This is a genomic window from Sphingomonas canadensis, from assembly GCF_026013525.1.
GTDB classification, from domain to species: domain Bacteria; phylum Pseudomonadota; class Alphaproteobacteria; order Sphingomonadales; family Sphingomonadaceae; genus Sphingomonas; species Sphingomonas canadensis.
The window spans coordinates 185,074-201,715 of sequence record NZ_JAPDRA010000004.1 but is presented as its reverse complement, the minus strand read 5'-3'; the positions used below and the strand labels follow the sequence as shown (position 1 = coordinate 201,715).

Here is a 16,642-nt window from a genome sequence, read left to right as displayed (position 1 = left end):
TAACGGGAGGGTGCGTATGAAGTGGAAGACTGGGCTGGCCGTGGCGGCGGCGATGGCGGCGATCCTGCCGGGCATGGCCGCGGCGCAGACCGCGAGCTTCCGCGATCCGGCGGGCGACGACAAGGGGCCGGGCACCTACACCTATCCCACCGACATGGCGTACAAGCCGGGCAGCTTTGACCTGACGGGCCTGGACGTCTCGCTGATCGGCGAGAAGGTGGAGTTCGCCGCCACGATGCGCTCCACGCTGGAGGATCCGTGGCGGATGGGCGTTGGCTTTTCGGTGCAGATGCTGATGGTCTTCGTCCGCACCGGCACCGGCCGGCACGTGGACGCCCCGCCGGGGCTGAACGTGAAGTTCGCCGCGCCGGGATGGGACAAGGTGATCATCCTTTCCCCGCAGACGCCCGCGCGCGTCCGGGCGGAGGTCGCCGCCAAGGCCGGCCTGCTCGCCTCCGACATCATCGTGCCGGAACGGACCAAGGGCGCGGGCAACCGGATTTCGGCCGCCGTCCCGCGCGCCGCGCTGGGCGGCGGATCGCCGCGCGACTGGTCGTACCAGGTGGTGGTGCTCGGCAATGAGGGCTTTCCTTCGGGCCGCGATCTGCTCACGCGCCGGGTGAACGAATACAACGGGCAGCACCGTTTCGGCGGCGGCACCGATTCGGATTGCGATCCCAATGTGATGGACATCCTGGCCGGGCTGGCGGTCGGCGGGTCGTCGGAGGTCGCGGCGCAGCGCGCGGCGCTGTCCTACGAATGCGAGGTCGACGGCAGCACGCTGAAGATGGCGACGCTGCCGATGCTCCGGCCCTGAGGTTCGTTGGGGGAGCGCGCGGAAGACTGCGCTCCCCGCCCTCTTCGCCCGATGGTTGGTGTTGAGGCGGCGCGCACATCGCCTAAATAGGGGATCGTGACGACCCCGCCGATCCATGAGCTGACAGACCGCGCGCGCGATGTGTTCCGCATCGTCGTCGAATCCTATCTGGATAGCGGCGTGCCGGTGGGATCCCGCACGATCTCGAAGATATCGGGGCTGAACCTGTCGCCCGCGTCGATCCGCAACGTGATGCAGGACCTGGAGGAGCTGGGCCTGCTCGCCGCGCCGCATACCAGCGCCGGACGGATGCCGACCGAAAGCGGGCTCAGGCTGTTCGTCGACGGGATGATGCAGGCCAGCCAGCCCAGCGCCGAGGAGCGCGCCGCGATCGAGGCGCGCGCGGGCGAGAACGGGCCGGTGGAGGAGGCGCTGGCCGCCACCACGGCCGCGCTGTCCGGCCTGTCCGCCTGCGCGGGCCTGGTGCTGGTGCCCAAGCAGGAGCCGGTGCTGCGCCAGTTCGGCTTCGTCCCGCTTTCGTCCGATCGCGCGCTGGCGGTGCTGGTGGGGGCGGACGGATCGGTGGAGAACCGCGTCGTCGGGCTGCCCCCGGGGATGGACCCGGGGGCGTTGCAGCGCGCGGCCAACTATCTCAGCGCCACGCTGGGCGGGCTGACGCTGAGCGAGGCGCGCGCGCGGGTGGAGCGTGACCTTGCCGCCCAGCGCGAGGCGCTGGACGCCGCGGCGCGCGTGCTGGTGGAGCGCGGACTGGCGGTGTGGAGCCAGGATACCGGCCATCGCCCGGTGCTGATCGTGCGCGGCCAGGCGCGGCTGATCGACGCGGCCGCGACGGAGGACCTGGATCGCGTCCGCCAGCTCCTGGACGAGCTGGAGGGCAAGGAGGAGATCGCGCGCCTGCTCGATTCGGCGCGCGAGGGGGAGGCGACGCGGATCTTCATCGGATCGGAGAACAAGCTGTTCGCGCTTTCCGGTTCCTCGGTGATCGCCAAGCCGGTGCGCGCGCTGGACGGGCGCGTGGTGGGCGTGGTGGGCGTGATCGGCCCGACGAGGTTGAACTATGCGCGCGTAGTTCCCATGGTGGATTTCACGGCCGCTACCTTGGCGCGGCTGCTCGCATGAGTATGAAAACGGACATGGCGAAAGATAAGGCGAAGATGGACACCGCAGAAGTCAAGGAAGGGGAAGCCGCCGTGCAGGACGGAACCGCCGGAGCCCCCGATACCGCCCCGGAGCCCGCGGGCGAGGATCGCGCCGCCGCGCTGGAGACAGAGCTGGCCGAGGTTAAGTCGGCGCTGCTCTATTCGCAGGCCGAGATCCAGAACGTGCGCCGCCGGGCCGAGAAGGAAATGGCTGACGCGCGCACCTATGCCGCGACCGCCTTTGCCCGCGACATCCTGTCGGTGGCCGACAATCTGGGTCGCGCGCTGGCGGTGATCCCGGCGGAGCTGCGCGAGAATGAGGCGGTGAAGGGCGTGGTGACCGGCATCGAAGCGACCGTGCGCGAGCTGGACAGCGTGTTCGCGCGCCACGGCATCTCGAAGATCGGCGCGATCGGCGAGGTGCTGGACCCCAACCGCCACCAGGCGATGCTGGAAATTCCCAGCGCCGATGCCGAGCCGGGCACGGTCGTCCAGGAAATCCAGTCGGGCTATATGATCCGCGACCGGCTGCTCCGCCCCGCGCTGGTGGCGGTGGCGAAGAAGCCGGATTGAGGCGGCTCGCCCGGCCCTTTCCCGCTTTCGCGGGAGAGGGTCGGCGCGCATCGCCGCGAATCCGGATCGTCCCCGTGGCGCTGCAACAGGGCGCGGCCACAGAATGGTGGCATCTTGGGGGCGGCTCCCCTATCTGCGCCACATGCCCGCGCGCTTTGATACGCTCCCGAACCGCCGTGCCATCATCGACCGCCGGACCATCGCGGACCGGCTGGCGGAGCTGGAAGGCGATCCGATCGCGCTTCGCCGCCAGGCGACGGTGCTGCTCAAGGAGGCGCTGGAGGCCGGGCGCGCGGAGATCCGGGAACGGCTGATCGCCTTTCCGGCGCGCGGGTTGGAGACGGCGGCGGCGGGCGCGTTCCTTACCGATCAGCTCCTGCGGCTGCTGTGGGATTTCACCGTCAGCCGGCTGCACCGCAACTCCAATCCCTCCACCGCCGAACGGATGGTGCTGATCGCGGTGGGCGGATACGGCCGCGGCGAGATGGCCGCGCATTCGGACATCGACATCGGCTTCCTGACGCCGTGGAAGGTCACCGGCTGGTGCGAGCAGGTGATCGAGACGATCCTCTATTCGCTGTGGGACATGGGGCTGAAGGTCGGCCATTCGTCGCGATCGCTCGACGAGATGGTGCGCGAGGCGAAGAAGGACGTGACGGTGCGCACCGCGCTGCTGGAGGCGCGCTACGTATGGGGCGATACCGCGCTCTATGACGAGGCCGCGCGCCGCTTCGCCGCCGAGGTGCAGGCCGATACCGCCCGCGCCTTCATCTCCGAAAAGCTCGCCGAGCGCGACGGCCGCCACAAGCGCATGGGCGACAGCCGCTATGTCGTCGAGCCGAACGTCAAGGAGGGCAAGGGCGGGCTGCGCGATCTGCACACGCTCTTCTGGATCGGCAAATACGCCTATAACGTCCGCGAGCCCGCGGAACTGGTGGAGGCGGGGCTGCTGACGGCGGAGGAATATCGCCAGTTCCACCGCGCAGAGAATTTCCTGTGGGCGGTGCGATGCCACCTCCATGTGCTGGCGGGCCGCGCCGAGGACCGGCTGACCTTCGATTTCCAGCGCGAGATCGCGGAGCGCATGCGCTACGCCGACCGGCCGGGGAAGTCGAAGGTCGAGCGCTTCATGCACTTCTACTTCCTCCAGGCGAAGATCGTTGGCGACCTGACCGGCGTGTTCCTGGCGCATCTGGACGAGAAGTTCGCCGCGCGGGGCAGCCGGTTCGGGCGGCTGCCGGGCTTCTTCCGCCGCCCGCGCAAGCTGCACGGCTTTACGATGGAGCGCGGCCGCATCACCATCCCCGCGGACGATTTCTTCCGCGAGGACCCGGTGCGGCTGATCGAGCTGTTCCAGCTATCGGACCTGCACGGGCTGGATATCCACCCCACCGCGATGCGCGCCGCCGCGCGCGACGCCAAGCTGGCCGACGAGGTGCGCAACGATCCGCGCGCAAACGCGCTGTTCCTGGACGTGCTGACCAGCCCGCGCGACCCGGAAACGGTGTTGCGCTGGATGAACGAGGCGGGGGTGTTCGGCCGCTTCGTTCCCGATTTCGGCCGCGTCGTCGCGCAGATGCAGTTCGACATGTACCATCATTATACGGTGGACGAGCATTCGATCCGCGCGATCGGCCTGCTGAGCCAGATCGAGAAGGGCGAGCTGAAGGACGATCATCCGCTCGCCACCGGGATCTGCCAGCAGGTGGTGAGCCGGCGCGCGCTTTATGTCGCGGTGCTGCTGCACGATATCGCCAAGGGCCGGGGCGGCGATCATTCGGTGCTGGGAGCGGAGGTGGCCGAGCGGCTGTGCCCGCGGCTGGGGCTGAGCGCGGCGGAGACCGAGCAGGTCGCCTGGCTGGTGCGCTGGCATCTGCTGATGTCGGCCACGGCGTTCAAGCGCGATCTTTCGGATTTCAAGACGATCCTGGATTTCGCCGAGGCCGTGCAGAGCCCGGAGCGGCTGCGCATGCTGCTGGTGCTGACGATCGTCGATATCCGCGCGGTGGGGCCGGGGGTGTGGAATAGCTGGAAGCGCCAGCTTCTCGCCAACCTGTTCGAAGGCGCCGAGGAGGTGCTGCGGCTGGGCCACAAGCAGAAGGGGCGCAGCGAACGCATCGCCGCCAAGCAGGAGGCGCTGGGGCAGCGGCTGGGCTGGGATGCGGCGCGCTTCGATGCGTTCCGCCAGCGCCTGCCCGAAAGCTATTGGATCGCCGAGCCCGACGACGTGCTCGATCGCAACGCGCGGACGGTGGCCGCGGCCGGCGACGCCAAGCTGTCGGTCGAGGCGCAGGTCTATCCCGATCGCGGCGCGACGCTGGTCACCGTCTATGCCTCGGACCATCCGGGGCTGTTCTATCGCATCGCGGGCGCGATCCATGTCGCGGGCGGCAACATCATCGACGCGCGCATCCACACGACGCGCGACGGCATGGCGCTCGACAATTTCCTGATCCAGGACCCGCTGGGCCGCCCCTTCGACGACGAGATGCGGCTCAAGCGGATCAAGGAAGGCATCGCCGACGCGCTGGCCAACCGCGCCAAGCTGTCCGAACGGCTCAAGACGCGGCCGCTGCCGCGCCCGCGCGCCGACGCCTTCACGATCGAGCCGGTGGTGCTGATCGACAACCGGGCGTCGAACCGCTTCACCGTGGTGGAGGTGAACGCGCGCGACCGGCCGGCGTTGCTCTATGGCCTGGCGCACGCGCTGTTCCAGTCGAAGGTGACGATTCATTCGGCGCATGTCGCCACCTATGGCGAGCGCGCGGTCGACACCTTCTACCTGACCGACCTGATCGGCGACAAGATCGAGTCGCAGGCGCGGCTGAAGGCGATCGAAAAGCGGCTGCTGGAAGCGGCGGAGGCCGATGCCTCGCTGGCGCAGGCGGCCTGAACCGCGCCAGATTCCGTGCAGACGCGGACGCAAGCTGTGATAGTTTCGCGCCCGGCTTGAGAGGGAGGATCGGATGCCGGTGCTTGGATTGGGCGGCTTCTTCTGGCGCGCGAAGGATCCGGAGGGGCTGAAGGCCTGGTATCGCGAGCATCTGAACGTCGGCGGGGGCTGCGGCACCGACGAGCGCGGGCAATCGAACGAATGGTTCTGGCACCCGGAGCCCGGCCCGATCGTGTTCGAGCCGTTCAAGGAAACCACCGACTATTTCGCGGCGGACAAGCAGTTCATGCTCAACCTGCGCGTGCGCGACCTGGACAGCCTGCTGGAGCAGCTCAACGCCGCGGGGATCGCGGTGATCACCAAGGACGAATGGGATTCGCCCGAAACCGGCCGCTTCGCGCGGATCCACGATCCGGAAGGCAACGCGATCGAATTGTGGGAGCCCGCCGAATCATGAAGGCGGCATGGGTCGCGATCGGCGCCGTGTTCCTGGCGTTGATCCCGGTGTTCGTCGCGGCAAACGCGAAGCGGCGCGCGGACGGCGCGAAGGGCGGCGGCGGCGGGGCAATCCATTCCGGCGACAGCGGCAACGCCGATTCGTGCGACGCTGGGGGCGGGTACGGCGGCGGCGCGGGCTGCGACTGACCCTGGCCTGGGGCCAGCAATGGACTGACGCTCCCGGCCGGATCGCGGTCACGCGGCCCGGCCGCGGCGCCTTATTTGGGCGCCAGCACCATCAGCATCTGGCGGCCTTCCATGCGCGGGTAGCTTTCGACCTTCGCATCCTCGGCGCAATCCTCCTGCACGCGGCGGAGCAGGTTCATGCCGAGCTGGCCATGGCTCAGCTCGCGACCGCGGAAGCGCAGGGTGACCTTCACCTTGTCGCCTTCGCCGATGAACTTGTGGATCGCCTTCATCTTCACGTCGTAATCGTGATCGTCGATGTTCGGACGCATTTTGATCTCCTTGATCTCCTGCGTCTTCTGCGTCTTGCGCGCGGCGTTGGCCTTTTTCTGGGCCTCGTACTTGAACTTGCCGACATCGAGGAACTTGGCGACGGGCGGGTCCGCGTTGGGGGACACCTCGACCAGATCGAGCCCGGCCTCCTGGGCCTGCTCCATCGCCTCGCGCGTGTACATCACGCCGAGATTCTCGCCATTTTCGTCGATCACCCGAACCTTGGGCGACTGGATGAACTCATTATACCGCGGGCCATTCATCGGCACGGGCGGCGCCATCGGGCGCCGGGACATGGGAGGACGTATAAGACCTGCTCCTGTAGTTGCGGACGTTCTGACTGCACAGATAACGCAGGACGGCGCGCTGCGGTAGCCCGCGGCGCGCCTCCTGCCGAAATTCCCGCGCGGTGTGGCGCGGGCGTAACGGAATATCGGGCCTTATCGTCCCCAGCGCAAGCAGGACGCGGCGAATCTTCGGCGAGAGGCCGTGCGCGGCAACACTTCAGCCATATTTGGCGTGGAACGCCTCGTCGCTCATGAACACATAGGTCAGCGCCTCGATGAATGCGACGAATGCCGGGATGAACGTCCAGCAGAGCAACAGATAGACGATCCCCCAGCCGATCCGGCCGAGGTAGAATTTGTGGATGCCCAGCCCGCCGACGAGCAGGGCGAGCACGATCGCCAGCACCCGGCTCTTCTCGCCGCCCGCGCCCGCCTGGTGCGCGCCGCATCGGGGGGCAGCTCCGCGCCGAGCTGTGGAGCTGCGCCGCGCAACCTACGCAATATTTGCTGCCGGGCGGCGCATAGCCCCGTCCCCCGGCGAAGCTGCCCTGGTTCATCCCCGGCCTCCATACGCGACGTGCGGGGCAGCGTGCCCCGGCCCGCCGGTCAGGTCAAATCCGGCGCCAGCGCCTCGCGCGAGAGGCGGGTCACGGCCTCGTCCAGCGGCAGCACCTCCTGCCCCTGGCTGCCCAGCACCCGCAGTGCGACGGTGCCTTCCTCCGCCTCGCGCTTGCCCACCACCAGCAGGTTGGGGACCTTCGCCACCGAATGCTCGCGCACCTTGTAGTTGATCTTCTCGTTGCGCAGGTCGGTGTCGGCGCGGATGCCCGCGGCCTTCAGCTTCGCGGCGACCTCGCCGGCATAGCCGTCCGCGTCGGACACGATCGTCGCCACCACCGCCTGGGTGGGCGCCAGCCACGCGGGCAGGCGGCCGGCGAAATGCTCGATCAGGATGCCGATGAAGCGTTCGTAGCTGCCGAAGATCGCGCGGTGGAGCATCACCGGGCGGTGGCGCTCACCGTCCTCGCCGATATAGGTGGCGTCCAGCCGCTCGGGCAGCACGCGGTCCGACTGGATCGTGCCCACCTGCCAGGTGCGGCCGATCGCGTCGGTCAGGTGCCATTCCAGCTTGGGCGCATAGAAGGCGCCTTCGCCCGGCAGCTCCTCCCAGCCATATTCGGGGGTGTTCAGCCCGGCGGCGGCCACCGCGTCGCGCAGCTCCGCCTCGGCCTTGTCCCACATATCGTCGCTGCCGAAGCGCTTGTCGGGGCGCAGCGCCAGCTTGATCGCATAGGTGAAGCCGAAATCGCGGTAGATGCGGTCGGCCAGCTTGCAGAAGGCCTGCACCTCTTCGACGATCTGGTCCTCGCGGCAGAAGATGTGCGCGTCGTCCTGGGTGAACTGGCGCACGCGCATCAGGCCGTGGAGCGCGCCGTGCGGCTCGTTGCGGTGGCAGCAGCCGTTCTCGTAGATGCGCAGCGGCAGATCGCGGTAGCTCTTGATGCCCTGCTTGAAGATCAGCACATGCGCCGGGCAGTTCATCGGCTTCAGCGCCATCCACTCGGCGTTGTCGGAAACCAGCGGTCCCTCATCCTCGGTATTGGGGATCTCGTCGGGGATGACGAACATGTTCTCGCGATACTTGCCCCAATGGCCGCTCTGCTCCCACTGGCGGGCGTCCATCACCTGGGGCGTCTTGACCTCGCGATAGCCGGCGTCGTCGATCGCGCGGCGCATATAGGCCTCCAGCGCGCGCCAGATCAGATAGCCCTTGGGGTGCCAGAAGACGCTGCCGTGCGCCTCCGCCTGCAGGTGGAACAGGTCCATGTCCTGGCCCAGCCGCCGGTGATCGCGCTTGGCGGCTTCCTCCAGCCGCGTCAGATGCTCGTCGAGCTGCTTCTTGTTGAGCCAGCCGGTGCCGTAGATGCGGCTGAGCTGCGGATTGTTCTGGTCGCCGCGCCAATAGGCGCCGGAGACGCGCGTGAGCTTGAACGCATCCGGGCTCACCTTGCCGGTGGAGGCCAGGTGGGGGCCGCGGCACATATCGAGCCAGGCGTCGTCGCCGGTGCCGGCGCGATAGACGGTCAGTTCCTCGCCGCCGGGCAGTTCGGCGGCCCATTCGGCCTTGAAGGTCTCGCCCTGGGCGTTCCAGCGCGCGATCAGGTCCTCGCGGCTCCACACCTCGCGCACCAGCGGCAGATCGGCGCGGATGATGCGGCGCATCTCCTCCTCGATCACCGGCAGGTCCTCTTCGGTGAAGGGGCGGTCCCGCGGCGCGAAGTCGTAGTAGAAACCGTCGTCGGTCGCGGGGCCGAAGGTGATCTGCGTTCCCGGGAACAGCCGCTGCACAGCTTCGGCCAGGATGTGCGCATAATCGTGGCGGACGAGCTCCAGCGCGTCCTTCTCGTCCTTCGCCGTCACCAGCGCCAGGCTGGCGTCGCCGTCGAACGGGCGGGCGATGTCGCGCAGCTCGCCATCGACGCGCGCGGCCAGCGCGGCCTTCGCCAGCCCCGGGCCGATCGCCGCGGCGATGTCCGCCGGGGTAGTCCCCGGAGCTACCTCGCGGACGGAACCGTCGGGCAGCGTTATGCGGAACATCTCGGACACGGGGGGATCTTTCTTTGCTGGAAGGAGCGCGGCTTATGCCGTCGCGGGCGCGATATAGGCAAGAATGCCGCCGAGGGCCATGGGGGCTGTACACCCGTCCAGGTGACGCGGCGGCCGATGCGCGTTAGCTCTGCCGCCATGGGGCCAAGAACGCCCCGATCTGCGGAGAGAGACCATGGTGCGGACCGTCCTGACCAGCCTGACCCTTGCCGCCGCGGCATGTTTCGCGTTGCCCGCCAGCGCCGCCAGCTTCGATTGCGCCAAGGCCAGCGCACCCGACGAAAAGGTGATCTGCAAGACGCTGTCGCTGAACGACAAGGACGTGAAGATGGCCGTGCTGTTCGGCCTGGTGAAGTCGGTGCTGCCGATGGGCGGCCGCGGCGAGGAGCAGGACATGCAGATGGCCTGGCTGAAGGAGCGCCGCGCATGCGGCGCCAACGCGGCGTGCATCGGCAAGGCCTATGACCGGCGCATCGCCCATCTCCAGTCGGTGATCGACGAGCGCGTGATCTCCAACGGGCCGTTCTGAGCCCGCCCCGGGGCGGTCAGTTGCGGTAGTGCTGCGCCGCGCCGGGCGTCCAGGTCCGCTCGCGGAACCATTTGGTGAGGACGTACTTCACCCCGGCTTCCACCGGCAGCCCGGCGTGGTGCGAACGGGGGTTGGGGTGCCCCGCGCGATCCAGATTGTCCCAGGCCAGCAGCACCCCCGCGCGCGGCCGGAACGCCAGCGGTATCGCGGGGAAATGGGTGAAGCCCCCGGCCTCCGGCTCGTTGAGGAACAGCATCGCGGTCCAGCTCCGCTGGCCGCCCTCCGCCGCCACCGCCTCCGAATAGGGCTGGCCGGCGGCGAAATAGTCGTTGTGCTCGCGGAACTGCTGGCCGGGGTGATAGCGCTGGCCCTGCACCGTCTCGCTGCACGCCGGATCGAGGCCGAGCAGCGCCGCCAGCCGCGCGTCCACCGCCGCCACCAGCGGATGCGCCGCGGGCAGGCGGCAGGTGTGGCTGGTGCGCATCCCGCCGTCGCCGCCGGCGCGGAACACGCCGGATGGGCGCGCGTCGGCGTCGATCAGAGCGATCAGCGCGGCCCGCTCCTCCGGGGGCAGCACATCGCGGATCGCGAAGACGTCGAACCCCTCGGCGGGCACCCGGGCCGCGCGCGAATCGCTCTCCAGCCGGGCGCGCACGCGGGCGCCCGTGGCGGCCAGCGCGGCGGGGTCCGATCCCGGCAGGTCCGGCAGCCGCATGGGATCAGAGGAAGGCCACGATCAGGTATCGCAGGCTGAGCGCCGCCAGCAGCAGCGCGTTCCACAGCCGCCCGCGCACCAGGATCGCCGCCGCGAACAGCGCGACGAAGAAGCCGATCTGCCACCCCACGCCGGGAACCGAATAAAGCCGCGCAAGCTGGGGCACCCACGCCCAATAGGCGAGCTGGAGCAGCAGCAGCACGAACAGCGGCACCATCACCGGCAGCTTGATGCGATCGAAATGCGCGTCGAGATCGTCGATCCCGTCAAGGTCGCCGGGGAAGACGAGGTGTGCGGCCAGATAATAGGCGCCGGCGAAGAACAGCGATCCGATCAGCGTGGCCGAACTGACCGTCAGCACCTCGCGCGCGGCCCAGGCCGATCCCCAGAAGGAAATCAGGTCCAGCAGCACGAACAGCCCCAGCAGCGGGGTCAGCCAGCCGATGCGCAGCGCCGATCCCGGCCGGATGCGCCGTTCCACCACCCGCGCCAGCCCGCCCAGCACCTCGACCAGGCTGAAGCCCAGCAGCAGCCCGAACAGGGTGAAGACGAATTCGAACGCGCTCATCCCGGCCTCATACGCTTCCGCCTCAGGCGACGCCGAAGGGTACCACCATGTTCTCCGTCACATGCCCCACCTGGGCGCGGCCCAGATAGGGCACGCCCATCTCGCGGCACCAGCGCGACACGATCGCCTCCGGCTCTTCGGCGAAGGGCGGCTCGTTGGGCTGGATATCGGTGACATGGCCCAGGCGGATGCCGGCGATGCCCTTCAACTGGGTGGCATGGGCGAGCTGGAACATCATCCGGTCGATCCGGTAGAGCGGTTCCGACACCTCCTCGATGATCAGCACGTGATCGGCCAGGTCGGGCAGCCAGGGCGTGCCGATCAGCGCGGTGAGGATCGCCAGGTTGAACGCGGCTGCGGGGCGGCCGTCCAGCCCGGGCTCCAGCGCGCTGCGATCCTTGCGGACCAGCCAGTTGAGCGCGCGCGCCACCTCAGGCCCAGGATCGTTGGTGCCCAGGTTGACCGGCATCGATCCATGCACCGGATGGCCGATCCGCCGGGCATAGAGCGCGCCGAGCAGGAACCCCATGTCGGAAAAGCCCATATAGGTCTTGCGCGACGCCGCCGGGCCGAGGCGCGGGATCGCGCTGGCCAGGATGCGGTTCGATCCATATCCGCCGCGCGCGAACCAGATCGCGTCGATCGCGGGATCGTTCGCCACCTCCAGGAAGGCCGCGGCGCGCGCGTCGTCCGGGCCGGCGAAATGGCCCGAGGTGAGGTAGCATTGCGGGTGGAAGACGATCTCCACCTCCGGATACCAGAGCGCGACATAGGCGGAAACGCGCGCTGCCACGGTTTCGCTGATCGCCTTGGCAGGTGCCACCACTCCGATGCGCATGCTGTCTCCCCGGTCCCAGGCGGGGATCAGGAGGCGCTTGCCCCACCCGCCGATTCCGCCGATAGCGCGCCGCGATGGATCACCGCAAACCTTACTTCTTCGTCGGCATCGGCGGATCGGGAATGATGCCGCTGGCGATGATCCTGGCGGGGCAGGGCGCCGTGGTGGCGGGATCGGACCGCAGCCTGGACCAGGCCACGCTGCCCGCCAAGTTCGATTGGCTGCGCAGGCGCGGCATCGCGTTGTTCCCGCAGGACGGCAGCGGCGTGGCATCGCCGGAGCAGATCGTCGTCGCCTCGGCTGCGGTGGAGGCGAGCGTGCCCGACATGGTCCGCGCGGCCGAGCTGGGCAATCCGCGGATGAGCCGTGCCGAGCTGCTCGCCGGGCTGTTCAACGCGGCGCCGCTCTCGGTTGGCGTCGCGGGCACCAGCGGAAAGTCCACCGTCACCGGCATGACCGGCTGGATTCTCCACGCCGCCGGGATGGACCCCACGGTGATGAACGGCGCGGTGATGAAGAATTTCGCCACGCCCGATGCGCCCTTCGCCAGCGCGCTGGTGGGCGGCGGTCACGCCTTCGTCAGCGAGGTGGACGAGAGCGACGGATCGATCGAACTCTATTCGCCGTCGGTGGCAGTGCTGAACAACGTCAGCCTCGACCATAAGTCGATGGAGGAGCTGCGCGTGCTGTTCGGCGATTTCGTCGCCAAGGCACGGATCGCGGTGATCAACGCGGCCGACGCCGAAGCGGCAGCGCTGATCGGGCGCGCGCGCGAGGCGATCACTTTCGCGGTGGAGCAGCCGGCCGATTTCGTCGCCGAAAACCTGGCGCCCGAGCCTTTCGCCATCGCGTTCGACCTGGTTCATGCCGGCGTGCGCGATCGCATCCGGCTGGCCGTGCCCGGCCGGCACAATGTCGCCAACGCGCTCGCCGCCATCGCGGCGGCCATCGCCGCGGGCGTGCCGCGCGCCACCGTGATCGCCGCGATCCAGGGCTTCTCCGGCCTCAAGCGCCGGTTCGAGCTGGTGGGGGAGGGCGGCGGCGTCGCGGTGATCGACGATTTCGGGCACAATCCGGAGAAGATCGCCGCGACGGTGGATACGCTGCACGAATTCCCCGGCCGCCTGCTGCTGATGTTCCAGCCGCACGGCTTCGGCCCGTTGAAGGTGATGCGGCGCGAACTGGTGGCGATGTTCGTGCAGCGGCTGGCGGACGGCGATCTGCTGGTGATGCCCGATCCGGTCTATCACGGCGGGACGGTGAACCGCGAGGTGAGCAGCGCCGACATCATCGCCGATATCGCCGCGGCGGGCGGCAATGCACTCCACATCGCCGATCGCGCGGAGGCGGCGGCGCACCTGGTTTCGGTGGCGCGGCCGGGCGACCGCATCGTGCTGATGGGCGCGCGCGACGACACGCTGAGCCACCTGGCGGCGGACATGGCGGCGAAGCTGAGGGGCTGAAGCGGCCGGGGCTTGTACCGGCGCCGCCGGGAAGCGGCCTAGGACTGCCCCGCGGCGTCCTCGTCCAGCCGCCATTCGGAAAATCCGCGCACCATCTGCTTGCCGCATCCCGCGCAGACCGAATGATGACGGCTGCCTACCTGCCACAGGCGCTTGCGATCACGGCGATGGAATCCCAGAAGACAGGCCAGTCTCCACAAGAGGTTCATGCCGATTCTCCCTTACGACCTGCCCTATCTATACAAATTATCTTGCAAGGCAACGCTGCTAATATTCGAGAGAATCTGGAGAATATTCCGGGATAAACCTGATCTGTTCGGACAACGTCCCTTAGAATTATGCTGCAGTGCGACATGAACTAAGCGAATTCGCTGCCATGTTCTCGAGCCCGGTTCGCCGACCGCCGGCGCATGAAAAGGTAACGCGACGAAATGTAACGCACGCTTGACATCGCGCGCCCGAATACGTAAAGCTCACTTTACTGAATAGCAAAGGAGCTTGATATGAGGTCTGCCACTCCCGCCGCGCGGCGTTACCTGCGCCGCTTCTTTCCCGTGATGCTCGCCTATTGCGGCGCGCTGTTCTTCTCCACCTGGGCGATCCGGGCATGGGAGCCGCAGGGCGCGACGCTGGTGGCGCTCGCCGTCCTGCCCGCGCTGCCGATCCTGGGGGTGCTGCTGGTGATCGGCCTCTATATCCATGAGGAGGCCGACGAGTATCTGCGCCGGCGCGCCGTATCGGGCATGATGGTGGGGCTGGGGACGATGCTGTCCTTCTTCACCGTCTGGGGTTTCCTGGAGGATGCCGGCGTGGTCGGGCATATCCCGGCCTATTGGACCTTCGTGGTCTGGTGCGTCGGCTGGGGCGTGGCGGAGATCGCGCAATCGCTGCGCGACCGGCGCGAGCTGGCCGGGGGCGGGCGGTGAAGAACCGGCTGCGCGTGCTGCGCGCCGAGCGCGCCTGGAGCCAGCAGGACCTGGCCGAACGGCTGGGCGTATCCCGCCAGAGCGTCAACGCCATCGAGACCGGCCGCTATGATCCGTCGCTGCCGCTGGCATTCAGGATCGCCGACGTTTTCGGGCTGAAGATCGAGGATGTCTTCGCCAACCCTTCCAGGGAGGACGCACAATGATCCGCATCCTGCTCGTCGCGCTCGCCTTCGCGGCGGTTGCGGGCCAGCTCGGCGGCGTCACCGGCGGCGGGACGACCGTGCGCATCGATGCCGCAGCCGCCCAGGCGCTGGCCCGCGGCGCGCCGGTGGTGCTGGTGCCGGTGCCGGTGCCGGTGCGGTCTCAGCCCGCCGCCCGGCTGTTCGACCGGTGACCGCCGGCGCGGCGGAAGACCGTCGAAATCACCCGCGAATTCAGGCCGTTCCCGGCGGGCCGAGAAGGAATGGCATTCCCCTGCGCAAGCAGGTTGCATCGGCGGATATGTCCCGCTAAGGGGAGCGCCTTCCGGGCCAGCCCGGGAATGGTGGCGGGGCCGTAGCTCAGATGGGAGAGCGCTGCAATCGCACTGCAGAGGTCAGGGGTTCGATTCCCCTCGGCTCCACCAGTCACCCGAAAAAGCGTTGAATATCACCCCCTTGGGGGGCTCCGAATCCATCCCGCATGGTTCATCGGCGCCCCGGCTTTGGCGGGTTCATTGCGCTGGAATTTGCTGCTCAGGCGAAGTCGATCCGGAATGCGCTGGCGTGGCGCGCCGGGGTGGCCGGGGGCAGGTCTATCACCAGCGCCTGTCCGGTGTGGCGAAACGCCAGCCCGGCGCGGCTGCCCAGCAGGCGCACGCGGCGCACCCTGCGCTTCTCGTGCGGATTGCCCAGCGCCAGCGCGCCGATCGCGACCTTTCCTTCGGGTACGCCCAGCGTCAGGGCATAGAGCGTGTCCCCCCTAGTCGTGAAGCGGATGTCGCGGGCGGTATATTCCGCCTTCTCCTGGAACATTCCCGCCGCCGCCTCGGTCGGCCCCTCGCCGAAGATCTTCCACGGTCGGGTGCCGTGGATCGCCTCGCCGTTGATCTTCATCCAGGCGGCCAGCTCGCTCAGCAGCAACTGCGATTGCGGGGGCAGGTCTCCCTCGGGATATTGGACGATGTTGAGCAGCATGTTGCCGTTCTTGCTGACGATGTCGGCAAGCATGGTGACCACCTGATCGGCCGTCTTGTACCCGTAGTTGTCGTTGTAGAACCAGTCCGCGTTGGATGTGCAGGTCTGCCAGGGAAGCGGGTTGATGCCCTTGAGCACGCCCCGCTCGACATCCTGCACCGCCCATTCGCGGTGGAATTCACCAGCGCCCCAATCCTTGTTGGTGAACACCGCATCGACGGCGCCGTCGCGCATGCTGGCGTTGTACAGATGCGCCACCAGCGCGCGGCCTACCTGCCCGAACGGGAGCCCCCCGTCCGAATAGAGCAGGTCGGGCTGGTAGGAATCGACCAGATCGCGGATGCGGGCATGCCACCGCGCGTGGAACGCGGGGTTGGTGGAATACCAGCTTGCCGGCGTGTTGACGTAGGGCTCATCGAAATTGCCGTGGTACAGGTCATGGAACTTCGGGTCCGCGCCGTCGTAGCGAAGGCCCAGCTTCGGCCAGAACTGGTCGTAGAGATGGCTCGGATGCCACCAGGTGTAGCTGGCCCCCAGATGCTCCGACACGCCGAAGCGCAGGCCGCGCCGCTTCGCCGCCGCCTTCCACAGCCCGACGATGTCGCGTCTAGGCCCCATCTTCGCCGCGTTCCAGCGATGATGCTTCGAATCCCACAGGTCGAAATTGTCGTGGTGGACACCCATTGAGACGAAATACTTCGCCCCGGCCCGGGCAAAGCTGTCCATCAGCGCCTCGGGGTCGAACTTCTCGGCCTTCCACAGCGGGATGATGTCCTTGTAGCCGAACTCGGAAGGGTGGCCGTAGGTACGGACATGGTGATCATAGTGCGGATGCCCGGGGACATACATGAACCGGGCGTACCAATCGCCCTGTCGCGGAACCGCCTGCGGCCCCCAGTGCGACCAGATGCCCAGCTTCGCGTCGCGGAACCATTCGGGCGTTCGATAGGATTTTAGCGATTCGACCGAGGAATCGAACGGCCCCTTCGCGATCGGCAGGTCCTGCAGGAACGAAGCATCGTCCCGCTTTCGCGCGCTGGCCGGGGCCGCCGCAATTCCCAGGCCTGCGGCGAGCGGCCCCAGAAGCATGTCACGCCTGTCCAGCATTCGTTTACTCCCCCAATATCTGTT

The 16,642-nt window shown here is 68.1% G+C and carries 19 protein-coding genes and 1 tRNA gene; 12 read left to right on the top strand and 8 right to left on the bottom strand.

The window, feature by feature from the left end:
- Positions 1–16 precede the first annotated feature (16 nt).
- The 6 genes from OM513_RS10625 (at position 17) to OM513_RS10600 (ending at position 6,088) form a co-directional block, all read left to right on the top strand.
- A complete protein-coding gene (locus OM513_RS10625) occupies positions 17–817 on the top strand; it encodes a glucodextranase DOMON-like domain-containing protein (RefSeq protein WP_264944192.1) in 801 nt (266 codons plus the stop codon).
- A 96-nt stretch (positions 818–913) separates the two neighbouring features.
- On the top strand, positions 914–1,957 hold the full coding sequence (gene hrcA, locus OM513_RS10620) for a heat-inducible transcriptional repressor HrcA (protein WP_264944190.1): 1,044 nt from the start codon (positions 914–916) through the stop codon (positions 1,955–1,957).
- A gap of 14 nt (positions 1,958–1,971) precedes the next feature.
- Positions 1,972–2,550 (top strand): nucleotide exchange factor GrpE, encoded by a 579-nt coding sequence (grpE, locus tag OM513_RS10615; protein ID WP_264944391.1) that lies wholly within the window; start codon positions 1,972–1,974, stop codon positions 2,548–2,550.
- 142 nt (positions 2,551–2,692) lie between these two features.
- Complete coding sequence (locus tag OM513_RS10610; RefSeq protein WP_264944189.1) at positions 2,693–5,443, top strand: [protein-PII] uridylyltransferase; 2,751 nt, start codon at positions 2,693–2,695, stop codon at positions 5,441–5,443.
- Between the two features lie 73 nt (positions 5,444–5,516).
- Positions 5,517–5,900: a VOC family protein gene (locus OM513_RS10605; RefSeq protein WP_264944188.1), complete on the top strand. Its 384-nt coding sequence runs from the start codon at positions 5,517–5,519 to the stop codon at positions 5,898–5,900.
- Complete coding sequence (locus OM513_RS10600) at positions 5,897–6,088, top strand: hypothetical protein (RefSeq protein WP_264944187.1); 192 nt, start codon at positions 5,897–5,899, stop codon at positions 6,086–6,088. Before OM513_RS10605 ends, OM513_RS10600 begins: the two co-directional genes overlap by 4 nt.
- A gap of 71 nt (positions 6,089–6,159) precedes the next feature.
- On the opposite strand, the gene infC is transcribed toward OM513_RS10600, so the two are convergent.
- The 3 genes from infC to thrS form a co-directional block, all read right to left on the bottom strand.
- On the bottom strand, positions 6,160–6,696 hold the full coding sequence (gene infC, locus OM513_RS10595) for a translation initiation factor IF-3 (RefSeq protein ID WP_264944186.1): 537 nt from the start codon (positions 6,694–6,696) through the stop codon (positions 6,160–6,162).
- A 208-nt stretch (positions 6,697–6,904) separates the two neighbouring features.
- On the bottom strand, positions 6,905–7,093 hold the full coding sequence (locus OM513_RS10590) for a TM2 domain-containing protein (RefSeq protein WP_264944185.1): 189 nt from the start codon (positions 7,091–7,093) through the stop codon (positions 6,905–6,907).
- A gap of 200 nt (positions 7,094–7,293) precedes the next feature.
- Positions 7,294–9,285 (bottom strand): threonine--tRNA ligase, encoded by a 1,992-nt coding sequence (gene thrS / locus OM513_RS10585; RefSeq protein ID WP_264944389.1) that lies wholly within the window; start codon positions 9,283–9,285, stop codon positions 7,294–7,296.
- 184 nt (positions 9,286–9,469) lie between these two features.
- Here thrS and OM513_RS10580 point away from each other — a divergent pair, with 184 nt between their 5' ends.
- Positions 9,470–9,823, top strand: coding sequence for a lysozyme inhibitor LprI family protein (locus OM513_RS10580; RefSeq protein WP_264944184.1), 354 nt, complete (start codon positions 9,470–9,472; stop codon positions 9,821–9,823).
- A 16-nt stretch (positions 9,824–9,839) separates the two neighbouring features.
- Here OM513_RS10580 and OM513_RS10575 read toward each other — a convergent pair whose 3' ends face one another.
- From OM513_RS10575 to OM513_RS10565, 3 genes are read right to left on the bottom strand one after another with little or no spacing between them, the layout of a single operon-like run.
- Positions 9,840–10,538 (bottom strand): prolyl hydroxylase family protein, encoded by a 699-nt coding sequence (locus OM513_RS10575; protein WP_264944182.1) that lies wholly within the window; start codon positions 10,536–10,538, stop codon positions 9,840–9,842.
- 4 nt (positions 10,539–10,542) lie between these two features.
- Complete coding sequence (locus OM513_RS10570; protein WP_264944181.1) at positions 10,543–11,106, bottom strand: hypothetical protein; 564 nt, start codon at positions 11,104–11,106, stop codon at positions 10,543–10,545.
- 22 nt (positions 11,107–11,128) lie between these two features.
- On the bottom strand, positions 11,129–11,944 hold the full coding sequence (locus tag OM513_RS10565; protein WP_264944179.1) for an LD-carboxypeptidase: 816 nt from the start codon (positions 11,942–11,944) through the stop codon (positions 11,129–11,131).
- Positions 11,945–12,018: 74 nt separating this feature from the next.
- On the opposite strand from OM513_RS10565, the gene OM513_RS10560 reads away from it, so the two are divergent.
- Positions 12,019–13,407 carry a glutamate ligase domain-containing protein gene (locus OM513_RS10560; RefSeq protein WP_264944177.1) on the top strand — a complete coding sequence of 463 codons (1,389 nt, stop codon included), beginning with the start codon at positions 12,019–12,021 and terminating at the stop codon, positions 13,405–13,407.
- A gap of 38 nt (positions 13,408–13,445) precedes the next feature.
- Here OM513_RS10560 and OM513_RS10555 read toward each other — a convergent pair whose 3' ends face one another.
- The gene (locus OM513_RS10555) at positions 13,446–13,616 is read right to left on the bottom strand and encodes a hypothetical protein (protein WP_264944176.1); all 171 of its coding nucleotides are present in this window, start codon (positions 13,614–13,616) and stop codon (positions 13,446–13,448) included.
- A 294-nt stretch (positions 13,617–13,910) separates the two neighbouring features.
- Here OM513_RS10555 and OM513_RS10550 point away from each other — a divergent pair, with 294 nt between their 5' ends.
- From OM513_RS10550 to OM513_RS10535, 4 genes are all read left to right on the top strand, one after another.
- A complete protein-coding gene (locus tag OM513_RS10550) occupies positions 13,911–14,333 on the top strand; it encodes a hypothetical protein (protein ID WP_264944175.1) in 423 nt (140 codons plus the stop codon).
- Positions 14,330–14,539, top strand: a complete 210-nt coding sequence (locus OM513_RS10545; protein ID WP_264944173.1) for a helix-turn-helix transcriptional regulator — start codon at positions 14,330–14,332, stop codon at positions 14,537–14,539. Before OM513_RS10550 ends, OM513_RS10545 begins: the two co-directional genes overlap by 4 nt.
- A complete protein-coding gene (locus OM513_RS10540) occupies positions 14,536–14,730 on the top strand; it encodes a hypothetical protein (protein ID WP_264944172.1) in 195 nt (64 codons plus the stop codon). Before OM513_RS10545 ends, OM513_RS10540 begins: the two co-directional genes overlap by 4 nt.
- Positions 14,731–14,885: 155 nt before the next feature.
- A tRNA-Ala gene (locus tag OM513_RS10535) sits at positions 14,886–14,961 on the top strand.
- A 109-nt stretch (positions 14,962–15,070) separates the two neighbouring features.
- Here OM513_RS10535 and OM513_RS10530 read toward each other — a convergent pair.
- On the bottom strand, positions 15,071–16,618 hold the full coding sequence (locus OM513_RS10530) for an alpha-L-fucosidase (RefSeq protein ID WP_264944170.1): 1,548 nt from the start codon (positions 16,616–16,618) through the stop codon (positions 15,071–15,073).
- Positions 16,619–16,642: the final 24 nt, after the last annotated feature.

Bases quoted from the DNA above. Each gene is read 5' to 3' on its own strand.
- thrS (WP_264944389.1), bottom strand. From the start codon at position 9,285: ATGTTCCGCATAACGCTGCCCGACGGTTCCGTCCGCGAGGTAGCTCCG.
- infC (WP_264944186.1), bottom strand. From the start codon at position 6,696: ATGTCCCGGCGCCCGATGGCGCCGCCCGTGCCGATGAATGGCCCGCGG.
- grpE (WP_264944391.1), top strand. From the start codon at position 1,972: ATGGCGAAAGATAAGGCGAAGATGGACACCGCAGAAGTCAAGGAAGGG.
- OM513_RS10625 (WP_264944192.1), top strand. From the start codon at position 17: ATGAAGTGGAAGACTGGGCTGGCCGTGGCGGCGGCGATGGCGGCGATC.
- OM513_RS10560 (WP_264944177.1), top strand. From the start codon at position 12,019: ATGGATCACCGCAAACCTTACTTCTTCGTCGGCATCGGCGGATCGGGA.
- OM513_RS10600 (WP_264944187.1), top strand. From the start codon at position 5,897: ATGAAGGCGGCATGGGTCGCGATCGGCGCCGTGTTCCTGGCGTTGATC.
- OM513_RS10575 (WP_264944182.1), bottom strand. From the start codon at position 10,538: ATGCGGCTGCCGGACCTGCCGGGATCGGACCCCGCCGCGCTGGCCGCC.
- OM513_RS10580 (WP_264944184.1), top strand. From the start codon at position 9,470: ATGGTGCGGACCGTCCTGACCAGCCTGACCCTTGCCGCCGCGGCATGT.
- OM513_RS10550 (WP_264944175.1), top strand. From the start codon at position 13,911: ATGAGGTCTGCCACTCCCGCCGCGCGGCGTTACCTGCGCCGCTTCTTT.
- OM513_RS10570 (WP_264944181.1), bottom strand. From the start codon at position 11,106: ATGAGCGCGTTCGAATTCGTCTTCACCCTGTTCGGGCTGCTGCTGGGC.
- OM513_RS10530 (WP_264944170.1), bottom strand. From the start codon at position 16,618: ATGCTGGACAGGCGTGACATGCTTCTGGGGCCGCTCGCCGCAGGCCTG.
- OM513_RS10540 (WP_264944172.1), top strand. From the start codon at position 14,536: ATGATCCGCATCCTGCTCGTCGCGCTCGCCTTCGCGGCGGTTGCGGGC.
- OM513_RS10565 (WP_264944179.1), bottom strand. From the start codon at position 11,944: ATGCGCATCGGAGTGGTGGCACCTGCCAAGGCGATCAGCGAAACCGTG.
- OM513_RS10555 (WP_264944176.1), bottom strand. From the start codon at position 13,616: ATGAACCTCTTGTGGAGACTGGCCTGTCTTCTGGGATTCCATCGCCGT.
- OM513_RS10610 (WP_264944189.1), top strand. From the start codon at position 2,693: ATGCCCGCGCGCTTTGATACGCTCCCGAACCGCCGTGCCATCATCGAC.
- OM513_RS10605 (WP_264944188.1), top strand. From the start codon at position 5,517: ATGCCGGTGCTTGGATTGGGCGGCTTCTTCTGGCGCGCGAAGGATCCG.